The sequence below is a fragment of the Pseudomonas sp. UMAB-08 genome (assembly GCF_900095225.1).
GTDB lineage: Bacteria > Pseudomonadota > Gammaproteobacteria > Pseudomonadales > Pseudomonadaceae > Aquipseudomonas.
This window is the reverse complement of the sequence record NZ_LT607426.1, coordinates 30,945-53,770: the sequence shown is the minus strand read 5'-3', so window position 1 is coordinate 53,770 and position 22,826 is coordinate 30,945. Positions and strand designations below refer to the sequence as shown.

General features: G+C 58.7%; 21 protein-coding genes and 2 pseudogenes. 5 read left to right on the top strand and 18 right to left on the bottom strand.

The genetic code is table 11. The features are described from left to right. The first annotated feature begins 22 nt into the window (after positions 1-22). Both K0F75_RS19430 and mdoH read left to right on the top strand, forming a co-directional pair. A complete protein-coding gene (locus tag K0F75_RS19430; RefSeq protein ID WP_374028976.1) occupies positions 23-1,909 on the top strand; it encodes a glucan biosynthesis protein G in 1,887 nt (628 codons plus the stop codon). Continuing rightward, entirely contained in the window at positions 1,902-4,478 is a 2,577-nt protein-coding gene (mdoH, locus tag K0F75_RS19425; protein WP_219063596.1) for a glucans biosynthesis glucosyltransferase MdoH, read from the top strand. Before K0F75_RS19430 ends, mdoH begins: the two co-directional genes overlap by 8 nt. A gap of 195 nt (positions 4,479-4,673) precedes the next feature. On the opposite strand, the gene K0F75_RS26315 is transcribed toward mdoH, so the two are convergent. From K0F75_RS26315 to ubiE, 13 genes and pseudogenes are all read right to left on the bottom strand, one after another. Next, complete coding sequence (locus tag K0F75_RS26315) at positions 4,674-5,537, bottom strand: methyl-accepting chemotaxis protein (protein ID WP_374029016.1); 864 nt, start codon at positions 5,535-5,537, stop codon at positions 4,674-4,676. Next, a pseudogene (locus K0F75_RS26310) lies at positions 5,529-6,536 on the bottom strand (methyl-accepting chemotaxis protein); the annotation flags it as partial. The gene K0F75_RS26315 and the pseudogene K0F75_RS26310, both read right to left, overlap by 9 nt. Before the next feature lie 268 nt (positions 6,537-6,804). Further along, positions 6,805-7,518, bottom strand: coding sequence for a methyl-accepting chemotaxis protein (locus K0F75_RS26305; protein WP_374029014.1), 714 nt, complete (start codon positions 7,516-7,518; stop codon positions 6,805-6,807). 144 nt (positions 7,519-7,662) lie between these two features. Beyond that, positions 7,663-8,604: pseudogene (locus K0F75_RS26300) on the bottom strand (methyl-accepting chemotaxis protein); the annotation flags it as partial. A gap of 282 nt (positions 8,605-8,886) precedes the next feature. Then, a complete protein-coding gene (locus tag K0F75_RS19410; RefSeq protein WP_219063593.1) occupies positions 8,887-9,594 on the bottom strand; it encodes a 16S rRNA (uracil(1498)-N(3))-methyltransferase in 708 nt (235 codons plus the stop codon). Beyond that, positions 9,591-10,394 carry a twin-arginine translocase subunit TatC gene (gene tatC / locus K0F75_RS19405; RefSeq protein WP_219063592.1) on the bottom strand — a complete coding sequence of 268 codons (804 nt, stop codon included), beginning with the start codon at positions 10,392-10,394 and terminating at the stop codon, positions 9,591-9,593. The genes K0F75_RS19410 and tatC overlap by 4 nt, the downstream gene beginning before the upstream one ends. Then, a complete protein-coding gene (gene tatB, locus K0F75_RS19400; protein WP_219063591.1) occupies positions 10,391-10,873 on the bottom strand; it encodes a Sec-independent protein translocase protein TatB in 483 nt (160 codons plus the stop codon). The genes tatC and tatB overlap by 4 nt, the downstream gene beginning before the upstream one ends. 10 nt (positions 10,874-10,883) lie before the next feature. Then, complete coding sequence (locus K0F75_RS19395) at positions 10,884-11,147, bottom strand: twin-arginine translocase TatA/TatE family subunit (protein WP_219063590.1); 264 nt, start codon at positions 11,145-11,147, stop codon at positions 10,884-10,886. A 26-nt stretch (positions 11,148-11,173) separates the two neighbouring features. Continuing rightward, positions 11,174-11,506, bottom strand: coding sequence for a phosphoribosyl-ATP diphosphatase (locus K0F75_RS19390; protein ID WP_219063589.1), 333 nt, complete (start codon positions 11,504-11,506; stop codon positions 11,174-11,176). Continuing rightward, on the bottom strand, positions 11,499-11,900 hold the full coding sequence (gene hisI, locus K0F75_RS19385; RefSeq protein ID WP_219063588.1) for a phosphoribosyl-AMP cyclohydrolase: 402 nt from the start codon (positions 11,898-11,900) through the stop codon (positions 11,499-11,501). The genes K0F75_RS19390 and hisI overlap by 8 nt, the downstream gene beginning before the upstream one ends. A 69-nt stretch (positions 11,901-11,969) precedes the next feature. Beyond that, positions 11,970-13,589 carry a ubiquinone biosynthesis regulatory protein kinase UbiB gene (ubiB, locus tag K0F75_RS19380; protein ID WP_219063587.1) on the bottom strand — a complete coding sequence of 540 codons (1,620 nt, stop codon included), beginning with the start codon at positions 13,587-13,589 and terminating at the stop codon, positions 11,970-11,972. Beyond that, entirely contained in the window at positions 13,586-14,209 is a 624-nt protein-coding gene (locus K0F75_RS19375) for an SCP2 domain-containing protein (RefSeq protein WP_219063586.1), read from the bottom strand. The genes ubiB and K0F75_RS19375 overlap by 4 nt, the downstream gene beginning before the upstream one ends. Continuing rightward, positions 14,209-14,979, bottom strand: coding sequence for a bifunctional demethylmenaquinone methyltransferase/2-methoxy-6-polyprenyl-1,4-benzoquinol methylase UbiE (gene ubiE, locus K0F75_RS19370; RefSeq protein ID WP_219063685.1), 771 nt, complete (start codon positions 14,977-14,979; stop codon positions 14,209-14,211). The genes K0F75_RS19375 and ubiE overlap by 1 nt, the downstream gene beginning before the upstream one ends. A 149-nt stretch (positions 14,980-15,128) precedes the next feature. Between ubiE and K0F75_RS19365 the strand changes: the two genes are divergently transcribed. The 3 genes from K0F75_RS19365 (at position 15,129) to K0F75_RS19355 (ending at position 16,774) form a co-directional block, all read left to right on the top strand. Then, complete coding sequence (locus K0F75_RS19365) at positions 15,129-15,407, top strand: polyhydroxyalkanoic acid system family protein (RefSeq protein WP_219063585.1); 279 nt, start codon at positions 15,129-15,131, stop codon at positions 15,405-15,407. Between the two features lie 184 nt (positions 15,408-15,591). Next, a complete protein-coding gene (locus K0F75_RS19360) occupies positions 15,592-16,017 on the top strand; it encodes a phasin family protein (RefSeq protein WP_219063584.1) in 426 nt (141 codons plus the stop codon). Between the two features lie 10 nt (positions 16,018-16,027). Further along, positions 16,028-16,774 (top strand): phasin family protein, encoded by a 747-nt coding sequence (locus K0F75_RS19355; RefSeq protein ID WP_219063583.1) that lies wholly within the window; start codon positions 16,028-16,030, stop codon positions 16,772-16,774. Positions 16,775-16,895: 121 nt separating this feature from the next. Here the strand turns inward: K0F75_RS19355 and K0F75_RS19350 are convergent, their stop codons facing one another. The 5 genes from K0F75_RS19350 to K0F75_RS19330 all read right to left on the bottom strand — a co-directional run bounded on the left by K0F75_RS19350 (position 16,896) and on the right by K0F75_RS19330 (position 22,819). Further along, positions 16,896-17,510, bottom strand: a complete 615-nt coding sequence (locus K0F75_RS19350; protein ID WP_219063582.1) for a TetR/AcrR family transcriptional regulator — start codon at positions 17,508-17,510, stop codon at positions 16,896-16,898. Between the two features lie 172 nt (positions 17,511-17,682). After that, positions 17,683-19,365 carry a class II poly(R)-hydroxyalkanoic acid synthase gene (gene phaC / locus K0F75_RS19345; RefSeq protein WP_219063581.1) on the bottom strand — a complete coding sequence of 561 codons (1,683 nt, stop codon included), beginning with the start codon at positions 19,363-19,365 and terminating at the stop codon, positions 17,683-17,685. Between the two features lie 43 nt (positions 19,366-19,408). After that, the gene (phaZ, locus tag K0F75_RS19340) at positions 19,409-20,263 is read right to left on the bottom strand and encodes a poly(3-hydroxyalkanoate) depolymerase (RefSeq protein ID WP_219063580.1); all 855 of its coding nucleotides are present in this window, start codon (positions 20,261-20,263) and stop codon (positions 19,409-19,411) included. A 149-nt stretch (positions 20,264-20,412) separates the two neighbouring features. After that, positions 20,413-22,092 (bottom strand): class II poly(R)-hydroxyalkanoic acid synthase, encoded by a 1,680-nt coding sequence (gene phaC, locus K0F75_RS19335; protein ID WP_219063579.1) that lies wholly within the window; start codon positions 22,090-22,092, stop codon positions 20,413-20,415. A 343-nt stretch (positions 22,093-22,435) separates the two neighbouring features. After that, a complete protein-coding gene (locus tag K0F75_RS19330) occupies positions 22,436-22,819 on the bottom strand; it encodes a gamma-butyrobetaine hydroxylase-like domain-containing protein (RefSeq protein ID WP_219063578.1) in 384 nt (127 codons plus the stop codon). Positions 22,820-22,826: the final 7 nt, after the last annotated feature.

Sequence of the window (22,826 nt, the reverse complement as noted above, 5' to 3'; positions counted from 1 at the left end):
ATGATCTGTTTTTCGGCGAGGGTTGCTCGTGATTGTTAGTCCCTGTATTGCTCCAATGACACCCGGTAAACGGTTACGTAGTGCCCTGTTGGCAGGCTCTGCACTGATCTGTCTGTTCAGCGCAGGCCAGCTTTGGGCGTTCAGCCTGGACGATGTTGCGGCCAAGGCCAAAGACATGGCCGGGCAGAAGTACGAAGCTCCGAAGAGCAATCTGCCGAACGAATTTCGCGACATGAAGTTCGCGGATTATCAAAAAATCCGCTTTCTTCAAGAAAAGGGCGTGTGGGTTGGGGATAAGACACCCTTCAAGCTGTCCTTCTATCACCAGGGCATGCACTTCGACACGCCGGTAAAAATCAATGAAGTCACGGCGACTGACGTACAGGAATTCAAGTACGACCCTAGCCGGTTCGACTTTGGCGACGTGAAGTTCGACCCGAAAGCTACCGAAAAACTCGGTTACGCAGGCTTTCGTGTGCTTTACCCAATCAACAAAGATGACAAGAACGACGAGATCATGACGATGCTGGGCGCGAGTTACTTCCGCGTCGTTGGCAAAGGTCAGGTCTACGGCTTGTCTGCGCGCGGCATGGCGATCGACACTGCAATGCCATCGGGTGAAGAGTTCCCGCGGTTCACCGAGTTCTGGATCGAGCGTCCACAACCGGATGACAACCATCTGGTGATCTTTGCACTGCTGGACTCTCCACGTGCGACAGGCGCCTATCAACTGACCGTGCGTCCGGGCACCAACACCCTCGTCGACGTCAAGTCGCGTATGTACCTGCGCGATAAGGTCGGCAAGCTGGGCGTTGCACCACTGACCAGCATGTACCTGTTCGGCGCCAATCAGCCGTCCAAAGTGCTGAACTATCGCCGCGAACTGCATGACTCCAGCGGTCTGTCGATTCAAGCCGCCAATGGCGAGTGGATCTGGCGTCCGTTGAACAACCCGAAACACCTCGCGGTCAGCAGCTTCTCGGTGGAAAACCCGCGTGGCTTCGGTCTGCTTCAGCGTGGCCGTAACTTCAGCCACTACGAAGACCTGGATGATCGCTACGACAAACGCCCAAGTGCCTGGATCGAACCGAAAGGCGACTGGGGCAAAGGCACCGTTGATCTGGTAGAAATCCCGACTGCCGACGAAACCAACGACAACATCGTTGCGTTCTGGAAGCCGGAAGTCATTCCTGAGCCAGGCCAGCCGATGGAGTTCAACTATCGCCTGCACTGGACCATGGACGAAAGCTCCATCCATTCGCCTGATCTGGGCTGGGTCAAACAGACCCTGCGCTCCACCGGTGACGTCAAACAGTCCAATCTGATCCGTCAGCCTGACGGCAGCGTGGCTTTCCTGGTTGATTTTGAAGGCCCGGTGCTCGCAAAACTGGGTGAAGACCCGGCGATCCGTAGCCAAGTGACCACTGACGACAACACCGAGTTGGTCGAAAACAATCTGCGCTACAACCCGGTGACCAAAGGCTGGCGTCTGACGTTGCGCCTGAAAGCCAAAGATTCGGGCAAGTCGATCGACATGCGCGCTTATCTGCTTCGTGAAGTCCCTGCCGAGCCTGGTAAGGAACCTGCGGCGATTGTTGCTGACAAAGCAGATAAGAAAGTTGAGAAAAAGGTCGAGAGCAAAGTGGCTCCGAAAGAAGAGAAAACCGTCATAGTCAAGGCTGATACGGCCAAGCCAGCTGACGCGGCCAAACCCGCTGAGGCGAAAGGCGAATCGACAAAAGCAGACGCTGCAAAGGCAGACGTAGCGAAGGCCGACATCGCGAAAGACAAAGATGGCAAACAGACCCCGCAGCCTGAAGCCGAGACTGCCCCCACTAATCCGGAACCGGCCAAGAATGTACAAGTCTTGACCGAGACCTGGAGCTATCAGTTGCCTGCCGATGAGTAATGTCCAGTCTGTGCCAGAGTCTCTGACCGAGTACTTGGCACATTTGCCGATGAGCGATGAGCAGCGGGCGGAACTCGCCAGCTGCACCTCGTTCACCGAGCTGCACCAGCGTCTTTCTACGCAGCAGTTCACCGACAGCGCCGAGGCCGCTCAGGCTTCGGTTGGCCGTCGTTTGACATTGACCACCGCTGACGAACTGGAAGAAGCTGAAATGCTCGTCCTCGACGCCAGTGGTCGGGTCTGCCTGAAAGCCACGCCGCCGATTCGTCGTACCAAAGTCATCCCTGAACCATGGCGCACCAATATCCTGGTGCGTGGCTGGCGCCGTCTGATGGGTCGCAAGAACCTTCCCACGCCGCCCCAACGCGAGCTGCCTTCGGCACGCTGGCGTTTTGTCGGCTCACTGCGCCGTTACATCTTGCTGGTGCTGATGCTGGGTCAAACTGTCGTGGCGACCTGGTACATGAAAGGGATCATGCCTTATCAAGGCTGGTCCTTCGTTTCACTGGATGAAATCACTCACCAGACATTGTTCCAGACTGCGGTGCAAGTGCTGCCCTACGCCTTGCAGACCAGCATCCTGTTGTTGTTCGGGATTCTGTTCTGCTGGGTATCGGCCGGTTTCTGGACTGCGTTGATGGGCTTTCTCGAATTGCTCACCGGGCATGACAAATACCGTATTTCCGGGGCCAGCGCGGGCAACGAACCCATCGAAGCCGGTGCTCGCACCGCCATCGTGATGCCGATCTGCAACGAAGACGTTCCTCGTGTGTTCGCCGGTCTGCGCGCTACTTTTGAATCGGTAGCCGCCACGGGTGACCTGGATCGCTTTGACTTTTTCGTCCTCAGTGATACCAACGACTCCGATATCGCCGTCGCCGAACAGCAGGCCTGGCTTGAGGTCTGCCGCGAAAGCGAAGGCTTCGGCAAGATCTTCTATCGTCGCCGTCGTCGTCGCGTAAAACGCAAAAGCGGCAACCTCGATGACTTCTGCCGTCGCTGGGGCGGTGAATACCGCTACATGGTCGTGCTCGATGCCGACAGCGTCATGAGCGGTGAGTGCCTGACCAGTCTGGTGCGCTTGATGGAAGCCACCCCGGACGCCGGCATTATCCAGACCGCGCCACGCGCATCGGGCATGGACACGCTGTATGCACGCATGCAGCAGTTCGCTACCCGCGTGTACGGGCCGCTGTTTACCGCCGGTCTGCACTTCTGGCAGTTGGGCGAATCCCACTATTGGGGGCACAACGCGATCATCCGCATGAAGCCGTTCATCGAGCACTGCGCCTTGGCGCCGTTGCCCGGTACAGGTGCCTTCGCCGGTGCGATCCTGTCTCACGACTTCGTTGAAGCCGCGCTGATGCGCCGTGCCGGTTGGGGCGTGTGGATTGCCTATGATCTGCCGGGCAGCTACGAAGAGTTGCCGCCTAACCTGCTGGATGAGCTCAAGCGTGACCGCCGCTGGTGTCACGGTAACTTGATGAACTTCCGGCTGTTCCTGGTCAAGGGTATGCACCCGGTACACCGTGCCGTGTTCCTGACCGGGGTGATGTCGTACCTGTCGGCCCCGCTATGGTTCTTCTTCCTTGTGCTGTCGACTGCCTTGCTGGCGGTTAACACGCTCATGGAGCCGCAGTACTTCATGGAGCCACGCCAGCTGTACCCGTTGTGGCCACAATGGCACCCGGACAAGGCTGTCGCGCTGTTCTCGACCACCATCGTGTTGCTGTTCCTGCCCAAACTGCTCAGCATCATTCTGATCTGGGCCAAGGGTTCGGTCGGTTTTGGCGGTCGCATCAAAGTGACCCTGTCGATGCTGATGGAAATGCTGTTCTCGGTGCTGTTGGCGCCGGTCCGCATGCTGTTCCACACGCGCTTCGTACTGGCCGCGTTCCTCGGCTGGGCCGCGACCTGGAACTCGCCGCAGCGTGACGATGACTCCACTCCGTGGAGCGAAGCGGTCAAGCGCCATGGTCCGCAAACGCTTCTGGGTCTGTGCTGGGGCCTGCTGGTCGCCTCGCTGAACCCAAGCTTCCTTTGGTGGCTGGCGCCGATTGTCGGCTCGTTGATGCTGTCGATTCCGGTCTCGGTGATTTCCAGCCGGGTCGGTTTGGGCCTCAAGGCGCGGGACGAGAAACTCTTCCTGATCCCTGAAGAGTACTCGCCGCCGAAAGAGCTGGTCGCGACCGATCATTACACCCATGAAAACCGTTGGCATGCATTGAAACAGGGCTTCATCCGGGCGGTGGTCGATCCGCAGCAGAATGCCTTGGCATGCGCCTTGGCGACGTCGCGGCACACCCAGTCCGAGCCGATTGAATGGACGCGCATCGAGCGGGTTCGTCAGGCGATGAAAGTCGGGCCGGACAAACTCAGTAACCAGGAACGCCTGATGCTGCTGAGTGACCCGGTAGCCTTGGCGCGACTGCATGAGCAGGTCTGGAGCGAAGGCCATCCTGAGTGGCTCGCCGCTTGGCGCCAGTCGATCGAAGCCGATCCGCATGCGCCTCTGCTGCCGTTGCAACCTGTCACCCACGTTGCCCCGCACCAACTGGCTAACGCCTGATAGTGTGATAAAAAAGCGCCCTTGAGGTCACTCCTCAAGGGCGTTTTTTTTGGAGTGGAATACATAATCTGTAGGCGCTGGCTTGCCTGCGATCGGCCACGAAGTGGTCGCAAGTCGGTATTCCCAAACGCTTCAGCAAAACCGTGTACAGGCATTCTACGACCGCTCCGCAGCCGATCGCTGGCAAGCCAGCTCCTACACCCGAAACCGTCCTACCAGCCCCTGCAAATGACTTCCCAGTCGCGCCAGTTCGACACTCGAGGCTGCCGTTTCCTCGCTGGCCGCTGCCGTCTGTTCGGCGATATCACGTACGTTCAGTACGCTGCGGGTAATTTCCTCGGCGACGGCGCTTTGCTCCTCTCCTGCGGTCGCGATCTGCTGGTTCATGCTCTGGATGGTCGAGACGGTGAGCGTGATGTGTTCCAGGGCACCGCCGGCCCGACGGCTCAATTCGACACTGCTGTCCGACAGGGCGCGGCTATTGTCGAGGGTGGTCACCACCTGCTGGGTGCCGTTTTGCAAGGCAGCGATCAGCTCTTCGATCTCTTCGGTGGATTGCTGGGTGCGTTGCGCCAGGCTGCGCACCTCGTCCGCGACCACTGCGAAACCACGGCCCGCTTCCCCGGCGCGAGCGGCTTCGATGGCAGCGTTCAGGGCCAGCAGATTGGTTTGCTGCGACACTGATTTGATCACGTCGAGCACGCTGCCAATTTTATCGCTTTCCAGTTTGAGTTGGTTCATCGCCAAGGTTGAGTTGCCGACCTCAACGGCCAGACGCTCAATCTGGGTGATGGCTTCAGCCACCACTTTGTCGCCCTCACGGGCTTGCTGATCGGCCTGGACTGCGGCGTTCGACGCTGCCTCGGCGTTACGGGCGACCTCCCTCACGGTTGCTGTCATCTCATTCATGGCGGTGGCGACCTGATCGGTTTCGTCCTTTTGACCATTCACGCCGACACTGGTCTGCGCCGTCACCGCAGACAACTGTTCTGCCGCGCTGGCGATCTGCGCAACACCGTCGCCAATCCCGCCGATCAGCTCGCGCAGGCTCAGGGTCATTTGCTGCATGCTGACTTGCAGTTGGCCCATTTCATCGCGGCGCTCGATAACCAGGTCTTTGCTCAAGTCGCCTTGAGCGATGCGCCCGGCCGCTATCAGTGTTTGCTGTAGGGGCGCGATGATCTGCCGAGTGATCACCCAGGCGGCCGACAGCCCGAGAAGCAGCGCCAGAGCGGCAACGCTGGTCAAGGTGGTACGTGCCTGCGTCGCCTCGGTATCGCGCTTGATGGTCTGGCGGCTACTCAACTCAGCGCTGGAGGCGAGCAACGTATTGCCCAGCGCTTCCATGGTCTCTTGCGCAGCTTCGGCCTTGATCTGAATGTCTTTGAACTGACCTAGTTTCTCGCGATAGTTTTGTAAGGCCTGATTGGCCTGTTGCAGCCCGGAGACATTAGCGTCAGCCTGATCCTCAGCTATCTGGCTGACCTCTTTGAGCGCTTCATCGATGGCTGCAATCGCCGCCAGTTCGTACTGTTCCAGACCGCTGAATGAGTAAGCCTGCACGTGATAGCGGGCAGTCTCGATCTGTTGACGCAGTTGCGCGATGTTGGTGAACTCGCCCAGCCGTTCGCTGCTGTCCTGCTCCTGACTGACCGCCTTCAGCACTTCGGTTTCCACCTGCGCCACCGTTTTCATCGCCAGCTCGGAGTGCTGATCAAGCTGTTCACGGGTTTTATCGCGTTCCTTCAATGTCTGCCCAAGTTCGGTGAAGGTCTTTTCAAACGTGCGCACGGTCTCACTCTGGTCCGACAGCAGCGCGACGTTGGCCGGGTCGTCCATGGTGCTGCGTAACGCATTGAGCTGTGCTTCCAGTTCGTTAAGGCGTTTGAGCACTGCAACTGCGCTTTCCGGCGTGTTTTCCACGCGAAACGTAATCCGCTCAACCCGCAGGTCCTTGCTCGCGTTGCTCAACTGACCGATGGCCGTCAGCTTTTCGGAGCGGTCGATCAGTGTGTCGAGTGCATGCCAGCCTGTCAGGGTAATCGCCAGGGTCAGCATTAAGACCAGGCCGAAGCCCAGTGCGAGTTTAAGCTTGACGCTTGTATTGCCCAGAGCCTGGGTCAGGGGTCGGAACATGGGAGTTCTCCTGCAAAGGATGCGAAAAGAAGGCAAAACATCGTTGTGCCTGGTTAACGCATCGGCAGGGGAAGGGGTCGCTGGACCTGAACAGGTCGTAGGAAAAGTCTGAAAATCGAGGGGGAGGGTCTATTACAAAATCTGTAGGCGCTGTCGCAGCCTGCGGCAGCGCCTACAGATCTGTGCTGTTTTACACCCTGAACTTACCCACCAGCATTTGTAGATGGTTACCCAGTCGGGCCAGTTCGACACTGGACGCTGCGGTTTCTTCGCTGGCGGCGGAGGTTTGCTCGGAGACGTCGCGTACGTTCAGTATGCTGCGGTTGATCTCTTCGGCGGTGGCGCTTTGTTGCTCGGCGGCGGCGGCGATCTGCTGGTTCATGCCCTGGATCGCCGACGCGGTGCGAGCAATATTCTCCAGCGAGCTGCCAGCGCGGCGCGTCAGTTCGACACTGCTGACGGTCAGGCTGCGGCTGTTGTCCATGATCGTCGCCACTTGCTGGGTACCTTTTTGCAGGCCAGCGATCAGCTCCTCGATCTCTTCGGTGGATTTTTGCGTGCGCTGGGCCAGGCTGCGCACTTCATCGGCTACCACGGCGAAACCACGACCGGCTTCCCCGGCACGTGCGGCTTCAATGGCGGCGTTGAGCGCCAGGAGGTTGGTCTGTTGGGCGACAGATTTGATCACGTCGAGCACGCTGCCAATCTTGTCGCTTTCTCGCTGGAGTTCAGTCATCGCGTCGGTGGAATTGCTCACTTCACTGGCCAGACGTTCGATCTGGGTGATGGCTTCCTTGACCACGCGGTCGCCTTCACGCGCCTGTTGATCGGCGGCAACGGCGGCTTCAGACGCTTCTTCGGCATTGCGCGCGACTTCCTGAACGGTCGCCGTCATTTCGTGCATGGCGGTGGCCACCTGATCGGTTTCGACCTTCTGGCTGTTAACCCCTGCACTGGTTTGCTCGGTCACGGCGGACAACTCTTCAGCGGCGCTGGCGATTTGCGTCACGCTGTCGCTGATGCCTCCAATCAATGCGCGCAGGCTGATGGTCATGCGCTGAATACTGTTCTGCAACTGGCCTATCTCGTCCTTGCGCTCGACGTGTAAATCCTGGCTCAAATCACCTGAAGCGACGCGCTCCACGACGTGGAGCGTGTGCAGCAGCGGGGTGACGATCTGGCGGGTGATAGCCCAGGCCGCAATGACACCGAACAGCAGTGCCAGTGCCGTTGCGATGCCGAGCATGGAGCGGGCTTTAGCGCTGTCAGCATCGCTCTTGAGGTTTTGTGAAGCAGACAGTTGGGCGCTGAGTGTCAGCAGGCGGTCTCCCAGCCCCGACATTTTCGCCAGCGCTTGCTGGTTCAGCAGTTGGGCATCACGGTATTGGCCCACTGCACTGCGATAGGCCTTGAGGGCATCGCTGGCGTCTTTGAGCTTGCCCAGATATTCGGACGGTATCGAGCCGGGCAGGGTGTTAAGCCCGGTCAGCGCTGCGTCGATGGCGGCGTTGGCGTTTTTCTCGAATTCAGGCTTGCCACTGTAGGTGTAGCTGCGCACCTGAAGGTGCGCCTGCTGGATCAGCTTGCTCAGCTCCACAACACTGTTGAACGCCAGAATGCTATCGCCTTTGAGCAACGATTCCTCGATGCCAGAGACGTGCTCCGCGGCCCGGTCGGCGGTAGTGTCCAGATTCACTCGGCTCGCTTCGCGGGTTTGAACGGCTTGGGTCATGTCAGCGAAAGCGCGACGGTAACTTGCGGTGGCCTGGGTCTGCTCATCGAGCATGTCCTGGTCAGCCTTGTTCTGGATTTTGGTTTTTGCAGTGCGCAGATTTTGCTCGACCTTGTCGAGAACGCCAGTTACTGCAGCTGCGGATTCAGCGTTAAGTTGCACTTCGTAATGTTGTCGGGTGACACGCAGGTCCCTGCTCAAGTCATTGAGTTGGGTGATGGACGCCAGTTTGTCACTTCGCTCAATCAGGGACGTCATGCCCTGCCAGCCCGTAAGGGTGATAACGATTGTGAGCAACAGCACCAGACCGAAGCCGATGCCCAGTTTCAGGCTGACACTTATATTTCCGAGGCTTCGGACTAACCAGCTGTACATGACGGCTCCTTGGGGTGAACGTGTTGTAGCGTCCTCCTGCATCGGCCGCCGGGATCGGAACTGAAGCGCGTTGGTCGATAAAGTCGGACTAATTACGTAGGAGATTTCGACCATTGCTCCATGCTGCGTCGTAATCGAGTCTTGCGGACGGGTGCGGGAATCTTTTTAGAACAGGCGAGCGAGCAGGGCCGTGACAGCCGTTTCGACTCGCAGGATACGTTCGCCGAGCTGGACCGGCTGGAGGCCAGCCTTGCTCAGCAAGTCGATTTCGTAGGGGATCCAGCCGCCTTCCGGGCCGATGGCCAGCGTGACGGACTGATCAGTGCCTCGCGGGCAGGCAGGGTAGTCACCCGGATGACCGACAAGGCCGAGGCTGCCTTCAACCAGTTGAGGCAGACGGTCTTCGACGAACGGCTTGAAGCGTTTTTCGATCAGAATCTCTGGCAGGACGCAGTCGCGTGCCTGTTCCAGACCCAATACAAGCTGTTCACGGATGGCTTCGGGCTCCAGAAACGGTGTTTGCCAGAAGCTTTTTTCCACCCGATAGCTGTTGAGCAGAATCACCCTGGGCACGCCCATGGTTGCGACTGTCTGGAACACCCGGCGCAGCATCTTCGGCCTGGGCAAGGCCAGCAGCAGGGTCAGGGGCAGTTTGGCCGGTGGCGCGCGGTCAAGGCTGATCTGCAATTCGGCTTCATGGCTTTCCAGGCGCAGCAGCTCGCCAGTGCCGAGCAAGCCACCGATGCGGCCTACGCGCAGGCTGTCGCCAACCACTGCGCGATGCACCTCTTGCATGTGCTTGAGGCGGCGGTCGCGCAGGATGACTCTGTCAGCTGCGATAAAGTCAGCTTCTTCGAGCAGCAGCAGGTTCACGGCTGGGTCGCAGGCGGCTGGTCTTGTTTGTCAGAGTCCTCATCCGGCTGGTCATCCGGGTGATCGCCACGCTTGACGATCAAGCCGCTGCACAGCACGCCGATCTCGAACAGCAGCCACATGGGCACCGCGAGCAATGTCTGCGAAAAGATGTCCGGCGGCGTCAGGATCATGCCGACCACGAAGCAGCCAATGACCACGTACGGGCGCATTTTTTTCAGGTAGGCGACGTCGACGATGCCGATCCACACCAACAGCACCACGGCCACCGGGATCTCGAAAGCGACACCAAAGGCGAAGAACAAGGTCATGACAAAGTCCAGGTAACTGGCGATGTCAGTCATCATCGAAACGCCTTCCGGGGTCACGCTGGCGAAGAAGTGGAAAATCAGCGGGAACACCAAAAAGTACGCGAAGGCCATGCCTGAATAGAACAGGATAATGCTCGAAACCAGCAACGGTACGGCGACACGTTTTTCATGCTTGTACAGGCCGGGTGCAATAAAGCCCCATATCTGATGCAGGATCACCGGCATCGCCAGAAACAGCGAGCACATCATGGTGAGCTTGAACGGTGTCAGGAACGGCGAGGCCACGTCGGTGGCGATCATCGTCGCGCCTTCGGGCAAATACACTCGCAGAGGTGCGGAGACCAGGGTGTAGATCTTCTGGGTGAAGTAAAACAACCCGGCAAAGATCAGGAAAATTGCCACAACGCAACGCAACAGGCGTGTGCGCAGCTCGGTGAGGTGCGAGATCAGCGGCATTTGCTGATCGTTTTCCGGGATATCAGCGCTCATGGGGCTCGCGGTGGCAAAGATGAATCGTTGACGGGCGGTGCGCTTGGCACCGGGCTGACGTGTGCGACCGGGGCAGCCTCGGCTGGAGCTGCTGGAGCAATAGCGGCCGGGACAACGGCAACGGGTTCAGCCGCGACGACGGGCGTTTCGGGCAGCGATGCCGGTGTCGGCGGCGCGATGGTCTGGGCCTCGACTGGCGGGCTGACCGTAGCGACGGGCTCGACCGGTGTCTGTTGCGGCGCGAAAATCTTTTTGGCTTCCTGCTCTAACGACAGGATGTGCTCGTTGTGCAGCTGTCGGCGGATTTCATCGGCACCGATTTCGCGCTCAACTTCCTGTTTGATCGCATTGAAGCTGCGTTTCAGCCGCCCGACCCAAAGGCCAGCCGTACGCGCCGCACCCGGCAGGCGCTCGGGACCAAGCACCAGCAGGGCGACGAGACCAACGAGCAGCAGTTCAGAGAAGCTGATACCAAACATTCAACACGACCTAGTCTTTGCGGATTGGCTCTTCGACTTTATGTGCTTGCGCGTCGATGGTCTGTGGCTCATGCAGGGTCGAACCCTGAGGCGCCTGCTGCGGTTGCATCGGCGGCTGCTGTTCAGCAGGTTTTTCTTCATCGTTCATGGCTTTGCGGAAGCCTTTGATCGATTCGCCAACATCCGTACCCAGACCTTTGAGTTTCTTGGTGCCGAACACCAATACGACGACAACCAAAATGATGAGCCAGTGTTTCCAGTCAAAAATACCCATGAAACTTTCCTCCTCGAGGTGCGTGTTTAGTCGGCAGAGCGTGCGGCTTTTTCAGCGTGCCCGGACAGCCCGAAGCGCCGATCCAGTTCATCGAGTACAGCTTGCGGATGCTGACCCAAAGCTGCAAGCATCACCATGCTGTGAAACCACAGGTCCGCCGTCTCATAGATGACATCACTGCAATCACCGCTGATGGCGGCATCCTTGGCAGCGATGATGGTTTCGACCGATTCTTCACCGACCTTTTCCAGAATCTTGTTCAAACCCTTGTGGTACAGGCTGGCGACATAAGAACTGTCGGCAGCGGCGCCCTTGCGTGCTTCAAGCACTTCGGCCAGACGGGCCAGGGTGTCAGTCATGTGTGTGTCCTGCCTGATAGATAGCGTGCGGGTCTTTGAGCACCGGATCGACGACCTTCCAGCTGGCATCGTCGTACACCCGGTAGAAGCAGCTTTCACGACCTGTGTGGCAGGCAATCCCGCCGATCTGTTCGACCTTCAGGATAATCACGTCGGCATCGCAGTCCAGGCGCATTTCGTGGAGCTTTTGCACATGCCCGGATTCTTCACCTTTGCGCCAGAGTTTGCCACGGGAACGCGACCAATAAATGGCCCGGTTCTCGGTCGCGGTCAAGCTCAGCGCTTCGCGATTCATCCAGGCCATCATCAGCACACGTCCGGTTTCATGGTCCTGGGCAATCGCAGGCACCAAACCATCGCTGTTCCAGTGAATCTCGTCCAGCCAGTCTTTCATCGTCGACTCCGCAAGCCGGGCCTTTAGGCCTCGGCGATTGAATAGTGTGCCAGCGACCTGCGCTGCTGGCTATCGGCGCACGACCAGATACAGACCTGCCACCAACATGATCCAGGCTGGCCACGCGCCCAGCGAGACCAGGGCCGTGCCGCTGGCGGCCAGGGTCGAGCCCAGTACCGCGCCGCCTGCCAGTAAACCCGCGCCAGTCAGACGCAGCGCCCAGCCGTCGCCACGCTCACGCCACGCGGGCTGCGGGGCAGAGGCGTGGGGCTTGGACATGCGCTCCAGCAGGTCGCGGGTCATGTTGGCCAGGTGGGGTATCTGTTCAACCTGCGAGTGCAGGTTGTGCAGCAGGGTTTTCGGGCTGACGCGCTCGCGCATCCAGCGCTCCAGAAACGGTTGAGCGGTGCTCCACAGGTCAAGTTCCGGGTACAGCTGGCGGCCGAGACCCTCGATGTTGAGCAGGGTTTTTTGTAGCAGCACCAGTTGTGGCTGGACTTCCATGTTGAAGCGGCGCGCGGTCTGGAACAGGCGCATCAGCACCTGACCGAACGAAATGTCTTTAAGTGGCTTCTCGAAAATCGGTTCGCAAACGGTACGGATCGCGGCTTCGAATTCGTTGAGTTTGGTATGTGCTGGCACCCAGCCCGAATCGATGTGCAACTGGGCCACGCGGCGGTAATCACGCTTGAAGAACGCAAACAGGTTACGCGCCAGATAGTCCTGATCTTCAGGCGTCAGGCTGCCGACGATGCCACAGTCGATGGCAATGTACTGCGGGCTCCAGGGCTGCACGGTGCTGACGAAAATGTTGCCGGGATGCATGTCGGCATGAAAGAAGCTGTCGCGAAACACTTGGGTGAAGAAAATCTCCACGCCGCGTTCGGCGAGCATTTTCATGTCGGTGCGCTGATCGGCCAGGGTCGCGAGGTCGGTGACCTGAATGCCGTAGATGCGCTCCATCACCAGTACTTTGGGGCGGCACCAGTCCCAATAGACTTGAGGCACGTAGAGCAGCGGCGAGCCTTCGAAGTTGCGTCGCAGCTGGCTGGAGTTGGCGGCCTCGCGCAACAAGTCGAGTTCGTCGTAGATGGTCTTTTCGTAATCGCTGACCACCTCCACCGGATGCAGTAAACGTGCATCGGCCGAGAGCCGTTCGGCCACACGGGCCAGTATGAACAACCACGCCAGATCCTGGCTGATGATCGGTTTGAGGCCGGGGCGCACGACTTTGACCACCACCTCTTCGCCGGTTTTCAGCTGCGCGGCATGCACCTGCGCCACAGAGGCAGAGGCCAGCGGTGCGACATCGAAGCGGCTGAACACGGCACTGATTTTTGCGCCGAGTTGTTCTTCGATCAGGTTGATGGCCTGCTGCGAATCGAACGGTGGCACGCGGTCCTGCAAGTGCATCAACTCGTCGGCGATGTCCTCGGGGAGCAGATCGCGGCGGGTGGAAAGCAACTGGCCAAACTTGATGAAAATCGGGCCCAGGTCCTGCAGTGCCATGCGCAAGCGTGCGCCACGGCTCAGCTCCAGGGTTTTACGCGGGAACCAGCGCCACGGCATGGCGTAACGCAGGGCGAGCATCCACCAGGGTAACGGCAGGGCAAACAACAAGTCATCGAGACGGTAGCGGATCACGACGCGTTGGATGCGAAACAGACGGCGGACGGCAAGCAGCTTCATGCGTTATCGCTGGATTTGAGGGAGAGGGCAAGGCGCTCGAAGCGCGCCTCGAGACGTTCAAGGTCGAGCTTGGTCTGGTCCAGTTCAGCGAAGCGGGCTTCGGCTTCACGTTGACCCACCAGGGTGCGCGACTCCTCACTGAGGTAGTCGGCGAGGTTGTGCGTGAGGTTGGCCAGGCTGTCGTGGGTCCAGCGGGCGCTGCTGCGCAATTGGCCCCCGAGCAACGAACTGGCGACCGGACCGAGCCAGCGCGAGAGTTCGTACTCCCAGTCCAGCTCAAGGTCTTGCAGTACGCCGACCAGTTCCAGCAGCACGGCGCTGTCGCCTTCAAGCTCGACTTCAGGGCCATGCAACACGGCGGTTTTGTCCTGGCTCAGGGCCAGGCGCAGCAAACTCGAGGCTGGCGCACGCAGGGTACAGTCAGCCTCGGCGGCCCAGTGGGCCGCCAACAGCAAGCCTTCATCGCTGGGCAAAATGAACAGCTGAAAGGCCGGGTTACGGCAATCGACTGCAATCATCTTGCCTGCCAGGCGTTCAAGGCGTGGCAGGGCAGTGCTGTCCATGCGCAGCACACGGTTGATGCCGAGCTCGACGCTGGCGAGCAAGCCGCTGAGTAACATCAGGGTTTGATGCCGCGATGCAGGGCAACGATGCCTGCGGTCATGTTGTGATAGGTCACGCGGTCGAAACCGGCTTCTACCATCATCGACTTGAGGGTTTCCTGATTCGGGTGCATGCGGATCGACTCCGCCAGATAGCGGTAGCTTTCCGAGTCATTGGTAATCAGTTTGCCCATCAACGGCATGAACGCGAACGAGTAAGCGTCGTAGGCCTTGGACATCAGCGCGTTGGTCGGTTTGGAAAACTCCAGGACCAACAGGCGACCACCAGGCTTGAGGACACGCAGCATCGAGCGCAGGGCGTCTTCTTTATGCGTCACGTTGCGCAGACCGAAGGCAATGGTCACGCAGTCGAAATGGTTGTCCGGGAACGGTAGCTTTTCCGCGTCGGCCTGGACGAACTTGACGTTGCCCGCCACACCCAGATCCAGCAGACGGTCGCGACCGACCTTCAACATCGAGGCGTTGATGTCCGCCAGTACGACTTCGCCGGTCGGGCCGACCAGATGCGAAAACTTTCTTGCCAGGTCGCCAGTACCGCCAGCGATGTCCAGCACGCGGTTGCCCGTGCGGACGCCAGACAACTCGATAGCAAAGCGCTTCCACAGCCGGTGCATGCCACCGGACAGCAGGTCGTTCATCAAGTCGTACTTGGCCGCAACGGAGTGGAAAACCTCAGCGACTTTCTCGGCTTTCTGGCTTTCCGGTACGTTTTTGTAGCCGAAGTGAGTGGTGGGTTCGGCATCGCTGCCTTTGCGCGGATCGTTCATATCGCTGTCACCGGAATAAAGTGCGGCCATTCTAATCGTCGGGGCAGCCTTTGTCTTGACAAGGCTCATGGTTGACGTTTCCTCTTGGTCTCGCTGCTCATGGTGGCGCGATATAGAATGTGGCTCGAAACCGACCAAGGAGTCCTTGCATGGCCCAAATAACTGTTGAACGTGAACACGCCCTTGGCCGCGAAGCTGCGCGGGAAAAGGCCGAGCACCTGGTGCTCAAACTGGCGGATAAATATGCGCTGAAACCGACATGGTCAGGCGATGTGGTGGAACTCGAGGGTAAGGGCGCCAAGGGGAAAATCGAGGTCGAAGACACATTGATCAGGGTCAGCATCGAGCTTAACTTCTTCCTGTCGGCAATGAGCGGCGCGATCAAATCCGAGGTCGAGAGGGTCCTGGACAAAGAACTGCAGGCTTGAATCCCTGAATCCCCTCGCGGCTGTGTGATGTTTATCGATTAAACGCGTTACCCCTCCACAGCCCGTCGCCCCGCAAAATAGCCACCAACCTAGGGTGAGCATTCTAATTTTTCTGATTACTTTGTGTTCATGCCCATCAACCCCGTGGGCAGTTCCTCCAACCTTTTTGAGCGTGAGGTGCACCATGGCCAAAGTAGCCCTGAAGAAGAAAGTTGATGCCGAGCAAGCCACGGCCCTTTCCGAAGTAAAACTGTATGCCCGCAAAATCTGGCTGGCTGGCCTGGGTGCCTACTCCAAGGCCGGCCAGGAAGGCGCCGAGTACGTAAAAGACTTGATCAAGACCGGCGAAGAAGTTGAAAAAAAGGGTAAGAAAATCGTCGATAAGCAGCTCGATGCAGCCAACAGCGAGATCGACACGATCAAAGAAGACGTGAAAGGCGTCAAGGGCAAGTTCGAAGTGCAACTTCATAAAGTCGAGAAGGCTTTTGACCACCGTGTTGCCCGCGCCTTGAATCGTTTTGGCATTGCGTCTAAACATGATGTTGAGACACTCTCTGCTAAGCTCGATGGGCTGACGGCATTGCTTGAACGTGTCGCGCATAAACAATAAGGAGATCGGGATGGCTGGCAAAAAGAAAATTGAAAAAGAAGGCAGCTCCTGGATTGGCGAGGTTGAAAAATACTCCCGTCAAATCTGGCTGGCTGGTTTAGGCGCTTACTCGAAAATCAGCAATGACGGCAGTAAGCTTTTCGAAACCCTGGTCAAAGACGGCGAGAAGGCCGAAAAGCAGACCAAGAGCGGCGTCGACAAACAAGTCGATGCAGCGAAGGCAACAGCGCAATCGGCAAAATCCCGAGTCGGCGACGTCAAGGACCTTGCGCTGGGTAAATGGAGTGAGCTCGAAGGTGCTTTCGACAAACGCCTGAACAGCGCCATCTCGCGCCTTGGTGTCCCGAGCCGCAACGAAGTCAAGGCACTGCACAGCAAGGTCGATCTCCTGACCAAGCAAATCGAGAAACTGACCGGTGCGTCGGTGGCTTCTGTGTCGTCCAAAGCGGCTGCAAAACCTGCTGCTAAACCCGTGGCCAAGGCAGCGGCCAAACCCGCGGTTAAAGCCCCGGCCAAAACGGCAGCCGCCAAGCCAGCCGTTAAACCGGTTGCCAAGCCTGTTGCCGCGAAACCGGCAGCTAAACCAGCCGCCGCCAAGCCCGCAGCAGCGAAAGCACCCGCAGTGAAAAAAGCAGCAGCACCCAAGCCCGCAGTTGCCAAACCGGCAGTAGCAGCAACGCCAACGGCCATTGCTGCTTCAGCGGCAACCCCAGCGCCAGCAACGACCACTGCGTCGACGCCCGCCAGCCAGTCCTGATTTTCAGGAACTGCCAAAAGCCCGGCCGCAAGGTCGGGCTTTTTCGTTTGTGCGTTACCTGTTACGGGGACATAAGTGCCGCATGTGACGAGTCGTTGTGGGATGGAGTGGTCGGTTTCGGCTACTCCTCCAGATAATGCATCGCCAGCTTCTCTACCCCCTGCCGCGAGTCGGGGATCAGGTGGGGCGCGACCAGCATCATGATCTGGTAGACAACGACGCGTACTTCGCCTTCTTTGCCGAGGATGCGTTGGTAGTCCAGGGAGAACAGCAGGGTCATGCTGATCTGTTCCACCAGTTGCCCCAGCGCTTGTGTGTCGCTGACCAGTTGCCCCTGTGCTTTCAGCTGTGCCAGTAATGACGCGAGGGTGCGTTTGAGTGCGTTGAGCAGGTTGCGGATACCGCGTGCCAGTTTTGGCAGGCGGCCAGCGAGGTTGGACAGGTCCTGGAACAGGAAGCGGTAGTGCGACAGGCGCTCGACGATCAGGTGCAGAAACACCCAGTAGTCTTCGGGCGCCAATTGCGCGTTGGCCGGTGGATTGAGCAGCGGCGACAGTTCTGTTTGAAAACGCTCGAACAAGCCCATGACCAGCGGCTCTTTGCCATGAAAGTGGTAGTAGAGATTGCCGGGGCTGATCCCCAGTTCGTTAGCGATTTCCAGGGTCGAGACGTTAGGTTCGCCCTGTTGATTGAACAAGTGCAGGGCGCATTCAAGGATCCGGTCGCGGGTTTTCATCCAGTCTTCTTGTGTGGGGTTTCAGGAATACACGTCAACTTGTAGGAGCAGGCTTGCCTGCGATAAGGCCCGGAGGGCCTTCAGGCGGTAGTGAGTTCGCCTGTTTTTTGCCGGCGCTTCGCACCGGATCGCAGACAAGTCAGCTCCTACAGGGGCGGGTGAAGACAAGACTTCAACGAACGCGCACATAGGTTCCAGGCGCGGCCTCCATCGGTGGGTAGTTCTGGTTGCCGAGGGCCATGTGGGTTTCTCGTTGTGCGCCGGAGCGCTGCTGAATCCAGTCCAGCCAGGTCGGCCACCAGCTGCCTTCGACGGTTTTTCCATCGTAGTACCAGGCTCGGGGATCGCTGCTGAGTTTGCTGTTTTCGATGTAGCTCGATTTGGGGTTGCCAGGCGGGTTGAGGATGCTTTGCACGTGACCACTGTTGGCCAGCAAGAAGCGCCGGTCGCCCCCGAGCAGCAAGGTCGAGCGATAGACCGCGTCCCATGGCGTGATGTGGTCATTGATCCCCGCCACGCTGAAGCTGTCCACGGTGACTTTTTGCAGGTCAACGGGCGTGCCGCACACTTCCAGGCCGCCGGGGTGGCTGAGTGGGTTGTATTTGAAGAAGTCCAGCAAGTCGCCATGCAGGGCGGCCGGCAGGCGTGTGCTGTCGTTGTTCCAGTAGAGGATATCGAAGGGCGGCGGCGCCTTGCCCAGCAGGTAGTTATTGACCCAGTAATTCCAGATCAAATCGTTGGGGCGCATCCAGGCGAAGATTTTCGCCATGTCGCGGCCATCAAGTACACCTTGTTGGTAAGAGCGGCGCTTGGCGGCTTCCAGGGTTTCTTCATCGACGAACAAGGTCGCTGCGCTGTCGATCTGGCTGTCCAGCAGGCTGACCAGATAGGTAGCGCTGGAGACCCGGCGCATTTGCCGCTTGGCCTGGAGATGGCCTTGCAGTGCGGCCATGGTCAGGCCGCCAGCGCAGGCACCCAACAGGTTCACTTCGCGGCTGCCAGTAATGGCGCGGCACACGTTCATCGCTTCTTCGATGGCTTCGACGTAGCTGGACAACCCCCATTCGCGATGACGCACATCCGGGTTGCGCCAGCTGATCATGAATACTTGCAGGCCGTTTTTCAGCGCGTACTGGACGAAGCTGTTGGTCGGGCTGAGGTCGAAAATGTAGTACTTGTTGATTTGCGGCGGAACGATCAGCAGTGGCCGGGCGTACTGCTTTTCGCTCATCGGCTTGTACTGCATCAGCTCCAGCAGCTCGTTGCGAAACACGACGGCACCGGGGGTGGTGGCGACAGTCTTGCCGACCTCGAATGCATCTTTGGTGATCTGGCTGGGCAGGCCATTGTTGTGCATCAGGTCATCGACCAGGTGGCTGATGCCCTTGAACACGCTGCTGCCGCCGGAGTTGAACAGCTCCTTGACCGCCAGCGGGTTGAGCAGGGTGTTGGAGGGTGACAGGGCATCGCTGAGCAAGGAGAGGATGAAGTGCGCGCGGGCGCGATCATCCTCGGACATCTCGCTGTCATCGATCCAGCTCTTGAGCTGATGCTGCCAGCTCAGATAGGCCTGCAGCCCACGTCGATAGAGGGGGTTTTGCAGCCACGTCGGATCTGCGAAGCGGCTGTCACGGGGGTTGGGTGTGTGCAGGTTGTCACCCAGTATGACGCGACCCAACTGACCGCCCAGCGCCAGCACATGACGTGCGCTGTGAACCGGGTGACGCAGGCTTTGGACGGCCACGCTGCGCAGCGTGGAAAACACGTCTCGCCCGCGCAAACCACTGATGACACTTTGCGCATTGATGAATGTGGCCGGGGTGGGCACAGAGCCCTTCGCTGGCTTGTCTCGCATGGGGGCAACACTCCTTCGTCAGGCCATGACTAAAACCTGTTACCTATCGATGAATCGGGGTCGGATGCGGGTGCATGACCGCGCGTTGCCGCTCCTCCAGCAGAAATTTCATGATGATGGGCGCCACCGCTTCGGCCCGAGTGATCAAAAATAAATGACCGTCGTCGATTATGTGTAGCTGGGCATTGGGTATCCGCCAAGCCAGCATGCGCATATTTATCAAAGGAATGAGCGGATCGTCGTCGCCCGCGAGGATTAATGTCGGCTGACGAATCTTGTGCAGCCAATGGATGCTGGTCCAGCCCATCCCGGCAAACAGCTGCCAGTAATAACCCAGCTTGCCCGACGATCGGACCTTGGCGGCGTGATTAGCGGCCAAGTGAGGATCCCGACGAAAGGCGCCGCCGTAGATTTCTGGCGCGATGCGTATCACATGGGACGGCTGAATATATCGCCGAGGGCTGGCCATCAACCACAGCACGCGAGGCTTGCCCGGCACCATGACCGCACCGGCGGCCGTCGCGGCGAGCACCAGTTTTTTGCAGCGCTCGGGATAGTCGTAGGCGAACTGTTGCGCTAACGCGCCGCCCCACGACACGCCGATCACATTGACCTGGCCGTAATTCAGGTAATCGAGCATCCGCGCGGTCAGCTTGGCCAGCCCGGGAAAGCGGAAGGGGCGACTGGGCGTGGAAGAGCCGCCGACACCCGGCACATCGAAGGCGATCACTTCCATGTCCGGGTCAAGCGCGTCGACGAACGGGAAGACCAGTTCCAGGTTGGCGCCGATGCCATTGAAAATCAGCAGCGGTGTCATATCACCCTTGCCTGGGCGGACGGCCGTGCGGATGGTGTGGCCATCCAGGTCGATGGTACGGAAAACAAACGGTTTCGACATGCGCGGGCCCTATGGGTTAAACCGCTGGCCAAGCCGTCCTGAGCTTTGCCAGATGGGTCGAGGTGATCCTCGTATTACTGCTCGTCACATGACCGCGCGTCGAAGGCTGATGGCACTTCCAGAGACCCATCAGCACCCTGTTTTGTTGTTTAGCGTTCGTGTACGTAAGTGCCCGGTGCAGCTTCGCCGGCCGGGTGTGCTTTGTTGCCGAGCACGCTCGGCGCCTTCTTCAATTTACCTGAGCGCTCGGCTTGCCAGTTTTGCCAGTAAAGCCACCAGGAATCGGTGTGTTTGCTCGAGTTTTCTTGCCACTCTTTGGCATCGACCGGCAGCTCGGGGTTGGTCATGTAGCGTGATTTGGGGTTGCCCGGCGGGTTGAGAATGCTTTGGATATGGCCACTGCTGGACAGTACGAATTCAGTCTTGCCGCCGAATAGACGGGCCGATTTGTAGCACGAGCCCCAGGGCGTGATGTGGTCGTTGGTGCCTGCCAGGCAAAACACATCGCTGGTGACCTGCTTCAGGTCGATCGGCGTGCCGCACACTTCAAGGGCGTTGGCGCGGATCAGCGGGTTGCTCTTGAACATCTCGATCAGGTCGCCATGGAATGCGGCGGGCAGGCGGGTGGTGTCGTTGTTCCAGAACAGGATGTCGAAGACGGGCGGTTCGTTGCCCAGCAGGTAATTGTTGACCCAGTAATTCCAGATCAGGTCATTGGGGCGCATCCAGGCGAAAATCTTGGCCATGTCACGGCCTTCCAGTACGCCCGCCTGATAGGAGTGGCGCTTGGCCGATTCCAGGGTCTTTTCGTCGACAAACAGCGCGACCTCGCTGTCGAGGGTGGTGTCCAGCACGCTGACCAACAACGTCAGGGCATGGACCTTCTGCTCGCCCAGCGCGGCGTAGTGACCGAGCAGCGCAGTGCAGGTAATACCGCCGGAGCAGGCGCCCAGCATGTTGATGTCTTTGCTGCCGGTGATAGCGCGGACCACGTCCACCGCTTCCTTGAGCGCGTCGATGTAGGTCGACAGGCCCCACTCGCGCTGTGCCTTGGTCGGGTTGCGCCAGCTGACGATAAACGTCTGCACGCCACCGCGCAGACAGAAGCGTGCAAGGCTTTTATCCGGGCTCAGGTCGAACACATAGAACTTGTTGATCTGCGGTGGAACGACCAGTAACGGCCGCTCAAGCACCTGTTCGGTAATCGGTTTGTACTGGATCAGTTCGAGCACGTCGTTGCGAAAGACCACTGAGCCTTCGGTGGTGCCGAGGCTCTTGCCGACTTCGAAGGCGTCCATATTGACCTGGCTCGGCATGCCGCCGTTATGCACGAGGTCCTTGGCCAAGTGTGACAACCCATCGAGGAGGCTTTTGCCGCCGGTTTCGAAAAACCGTTTGACCGCAGCCGGGTTGGCGGCGCTGTTGGTCGGCGACATGGCTTCGGTCATCAGATTGATCACAAAGTGACCACGATTAATGTCTTGTTCTGACAGATTGCTGTCACCGATCCAGTCGTGTAATTCCTTGCGCCAGGCCAGGTAGGTCTGTAGATAACGGCGATACAGTGGGTTCTGACTCCAGGCAGGGTCAGCAAATCGACGGTCGTCCCCGGCAGGTTGCAGCCTGGATTTTCCGAGCAGTACATTCTTCAGTTCGATACCGAAATGAGCGACATGCTTGACGCTGTGGAACGGTTGCCTGAGGGCTTGGGTTAGAACCATCCGGGCAGTGGTCAGCAAATCTTTACTTCGCAAGCCAACCACGGGGTTTAGGCCCAGGGTGTTTTCAGAGGCTTGGCGCTGCAAGTCATCGTTGTTCTTGTTACTCATCTACGACGCTCCATTGTCCTGAGACGAGTACCGGACATCCCTGTGGATCAGTGACACAGGCGCCTGCCAGTACTACTGCTCGGGTGACCGATGATGGCTAAACCACATGCTCCCGGCAGGTGTTTGCGCAAAGGTGAGTCCTGCCATTTTCGCGGCAGCAGGATCTCATCTGTTGCGTCATCGCACGCGCCAGCTCTGCACGGATTGAATGCAGGGAACTTGCCAGATCTATTGGTTACCCGAGATTTCAAAAAATCGCAAGCAGGGCCAGCCGTTGGCCTCTGCGAGGAATATTGAAACAAACAGAATTAGAAAGGTCGCCCTAAAAGGTCAGACGGTTGAGCTAGAGCATCAGCTTGATGATTTGCTCGGAGGGGTCGCGGGATTTACCAGCGGCTTTGAGCTCGGCAAGATAATCGGTCCACAGCTGTTCCTGGCGTTGCGCCAATTGGTACAGGTAGTCCCACGTGAACAATCCGCTGTCATGACCGTCGTCGAAGGTCAATTTTAGTGCGTACTGCCCGGCCGGTTCGATTTTGCTCAAGCCCACGCCAAGCTTGCCAAATTGCAGGATCGGTTTGCCATGACCCTGAACCTCGGCCGATGGGGAATGCACCCGCAAAAACTCGGCGCTCAAGTGGTACTCCTCGTCGGGCGCGTATTTCAGCGTCAGGGTTTTCGAGGCTTTGTGCAGATTGATTGCGCTGGGGAGCTTGGTATTAGCCATGAGGTTC

Coding starts and splice junctions, on each gene's coding strand:
- mdoH (WP_219063596.1), top strand. CDS start 1,902: ATGAGTAATGTCCAGTCTGTGCCAGAGTCTCTGACCGAGTACTTGGCA.
- K0F75_RS26315 (WP_374029016.1), bottom strand. CDS start 5,537: ATGACCCTGAGCCTGCGCGAGCTGATCGGCGGGATTGGCGACGGTGTT.
- K0F75_RS26305 (WP_374029014.1), bottom strand. CDS start 7,518: ATGCACGAAATGACGGCGACCGTTCAGGAAGTCGCGCGCAATGCCGAA.
- tatC (WP_219063592.1), bottom strand. CDS start 10,394: ATGAGCGCTGATATCCCGGAAAACGATCAGCAAATGCCGCTGATCTCG.
- tatB (WP_219063591.1), bottom strand. CDS start 10,873: ATGTTTGGTATCAGCTTCTCTGAACTGCTGCTCGTTGGTCTCGTCGCC.
- K0F75_RS19395 (WP_219063590.1), bottom strand. CDS start 11,147: ATGGGTATTTTTGACTGGAAACACTGGCTCATCATTTTGGTTGTCGTC.
- K0F75_RS19390 (WP_219063589.1), bottom strand. CDS start 11,506: ATGACTGACACCCTGGCCCGTCTGGCCGAAGTGCTTGAAGCACGCAAG.
- hisI (WP_219063588.1), bottom strand. CDS start 11,900: ATGAAAGACTGGCTGGACGAGATTCACTGGAACAGCGATGGTTTGGTG.
- ubiB (WP_219063587.1), bottom strand. CDS start 13,589: ATGAAGCTGCTTGCCGTCCGCCGTCTGTTTCGCATCCAACGCGTCGTG.
- K0F75_RS19375 (WP_219063586.1), bottom strand. CDS start 14,209: ATGTTACTCAGCGGCTTGCTCGCCAGCGTCGAGCTCGGCATCAACCGT.
- ubiE (WP_219063685.1), bottom strand. CDS start 14,979: ATGAACGATCCGCGCAAAGGCAGCGATGCCGAACCCACCACTCACTTC.
- K0F75_RS19365 (WP_219063585.1), top strand. CDS start 15,129: ATGGCCCAAATAACTGTTGAACGTGAACACGCCCTTGGCCGCGAAGCT.
- K0F75_RS19360 (WP_219063584.1), top strand. CDS start 15,592: ATGGCCAAAGTAGCCCTGAAGAAGAAAGTTGATGCCGAGCAAGCCACG.
- K0F75_RS19355 (WP_219063583.1), top strand. CDS start 16,028: ATGGCTGGCAAAAAGAAAATTGAAAAAGAAGGCAGCTCCTGGATTGGC.
- K0F75_RS19350 (WP_219063582.1), bottom strand. CDS start 17,510: ATGAAAACCCGCGACCGGATCCTTGAATGCGCCCTGCACTTGTTCAAT.
- phaC (WP_219063581.1), bottom strand. CDS start 19,365: ATGCGAGACAAGCCAGCGAAGGGCTCTGTGCCCACCCCGGCCACATTC.
- phaZ (WP_219063580.1), bottom strand. CDS start 20,263: ATGTCGAAACCGTTTGTTTTCCGTACCATCGACCTGGATGGCCACACC.
- phaC (WP_219063579.1), bottom strand. CDS start 22,092: ATGAGTAACAAGAACAACGATGACTTGCAGCGCCAAGCCTCTGAAAAC.
- K0F75_RS19330 (WP_219063578.1), bottom strand. CDS start 22,819: ATGGCTAATACCAAGCTCCCCAGCGCAATCAATCTGCACAAAGCCTCG.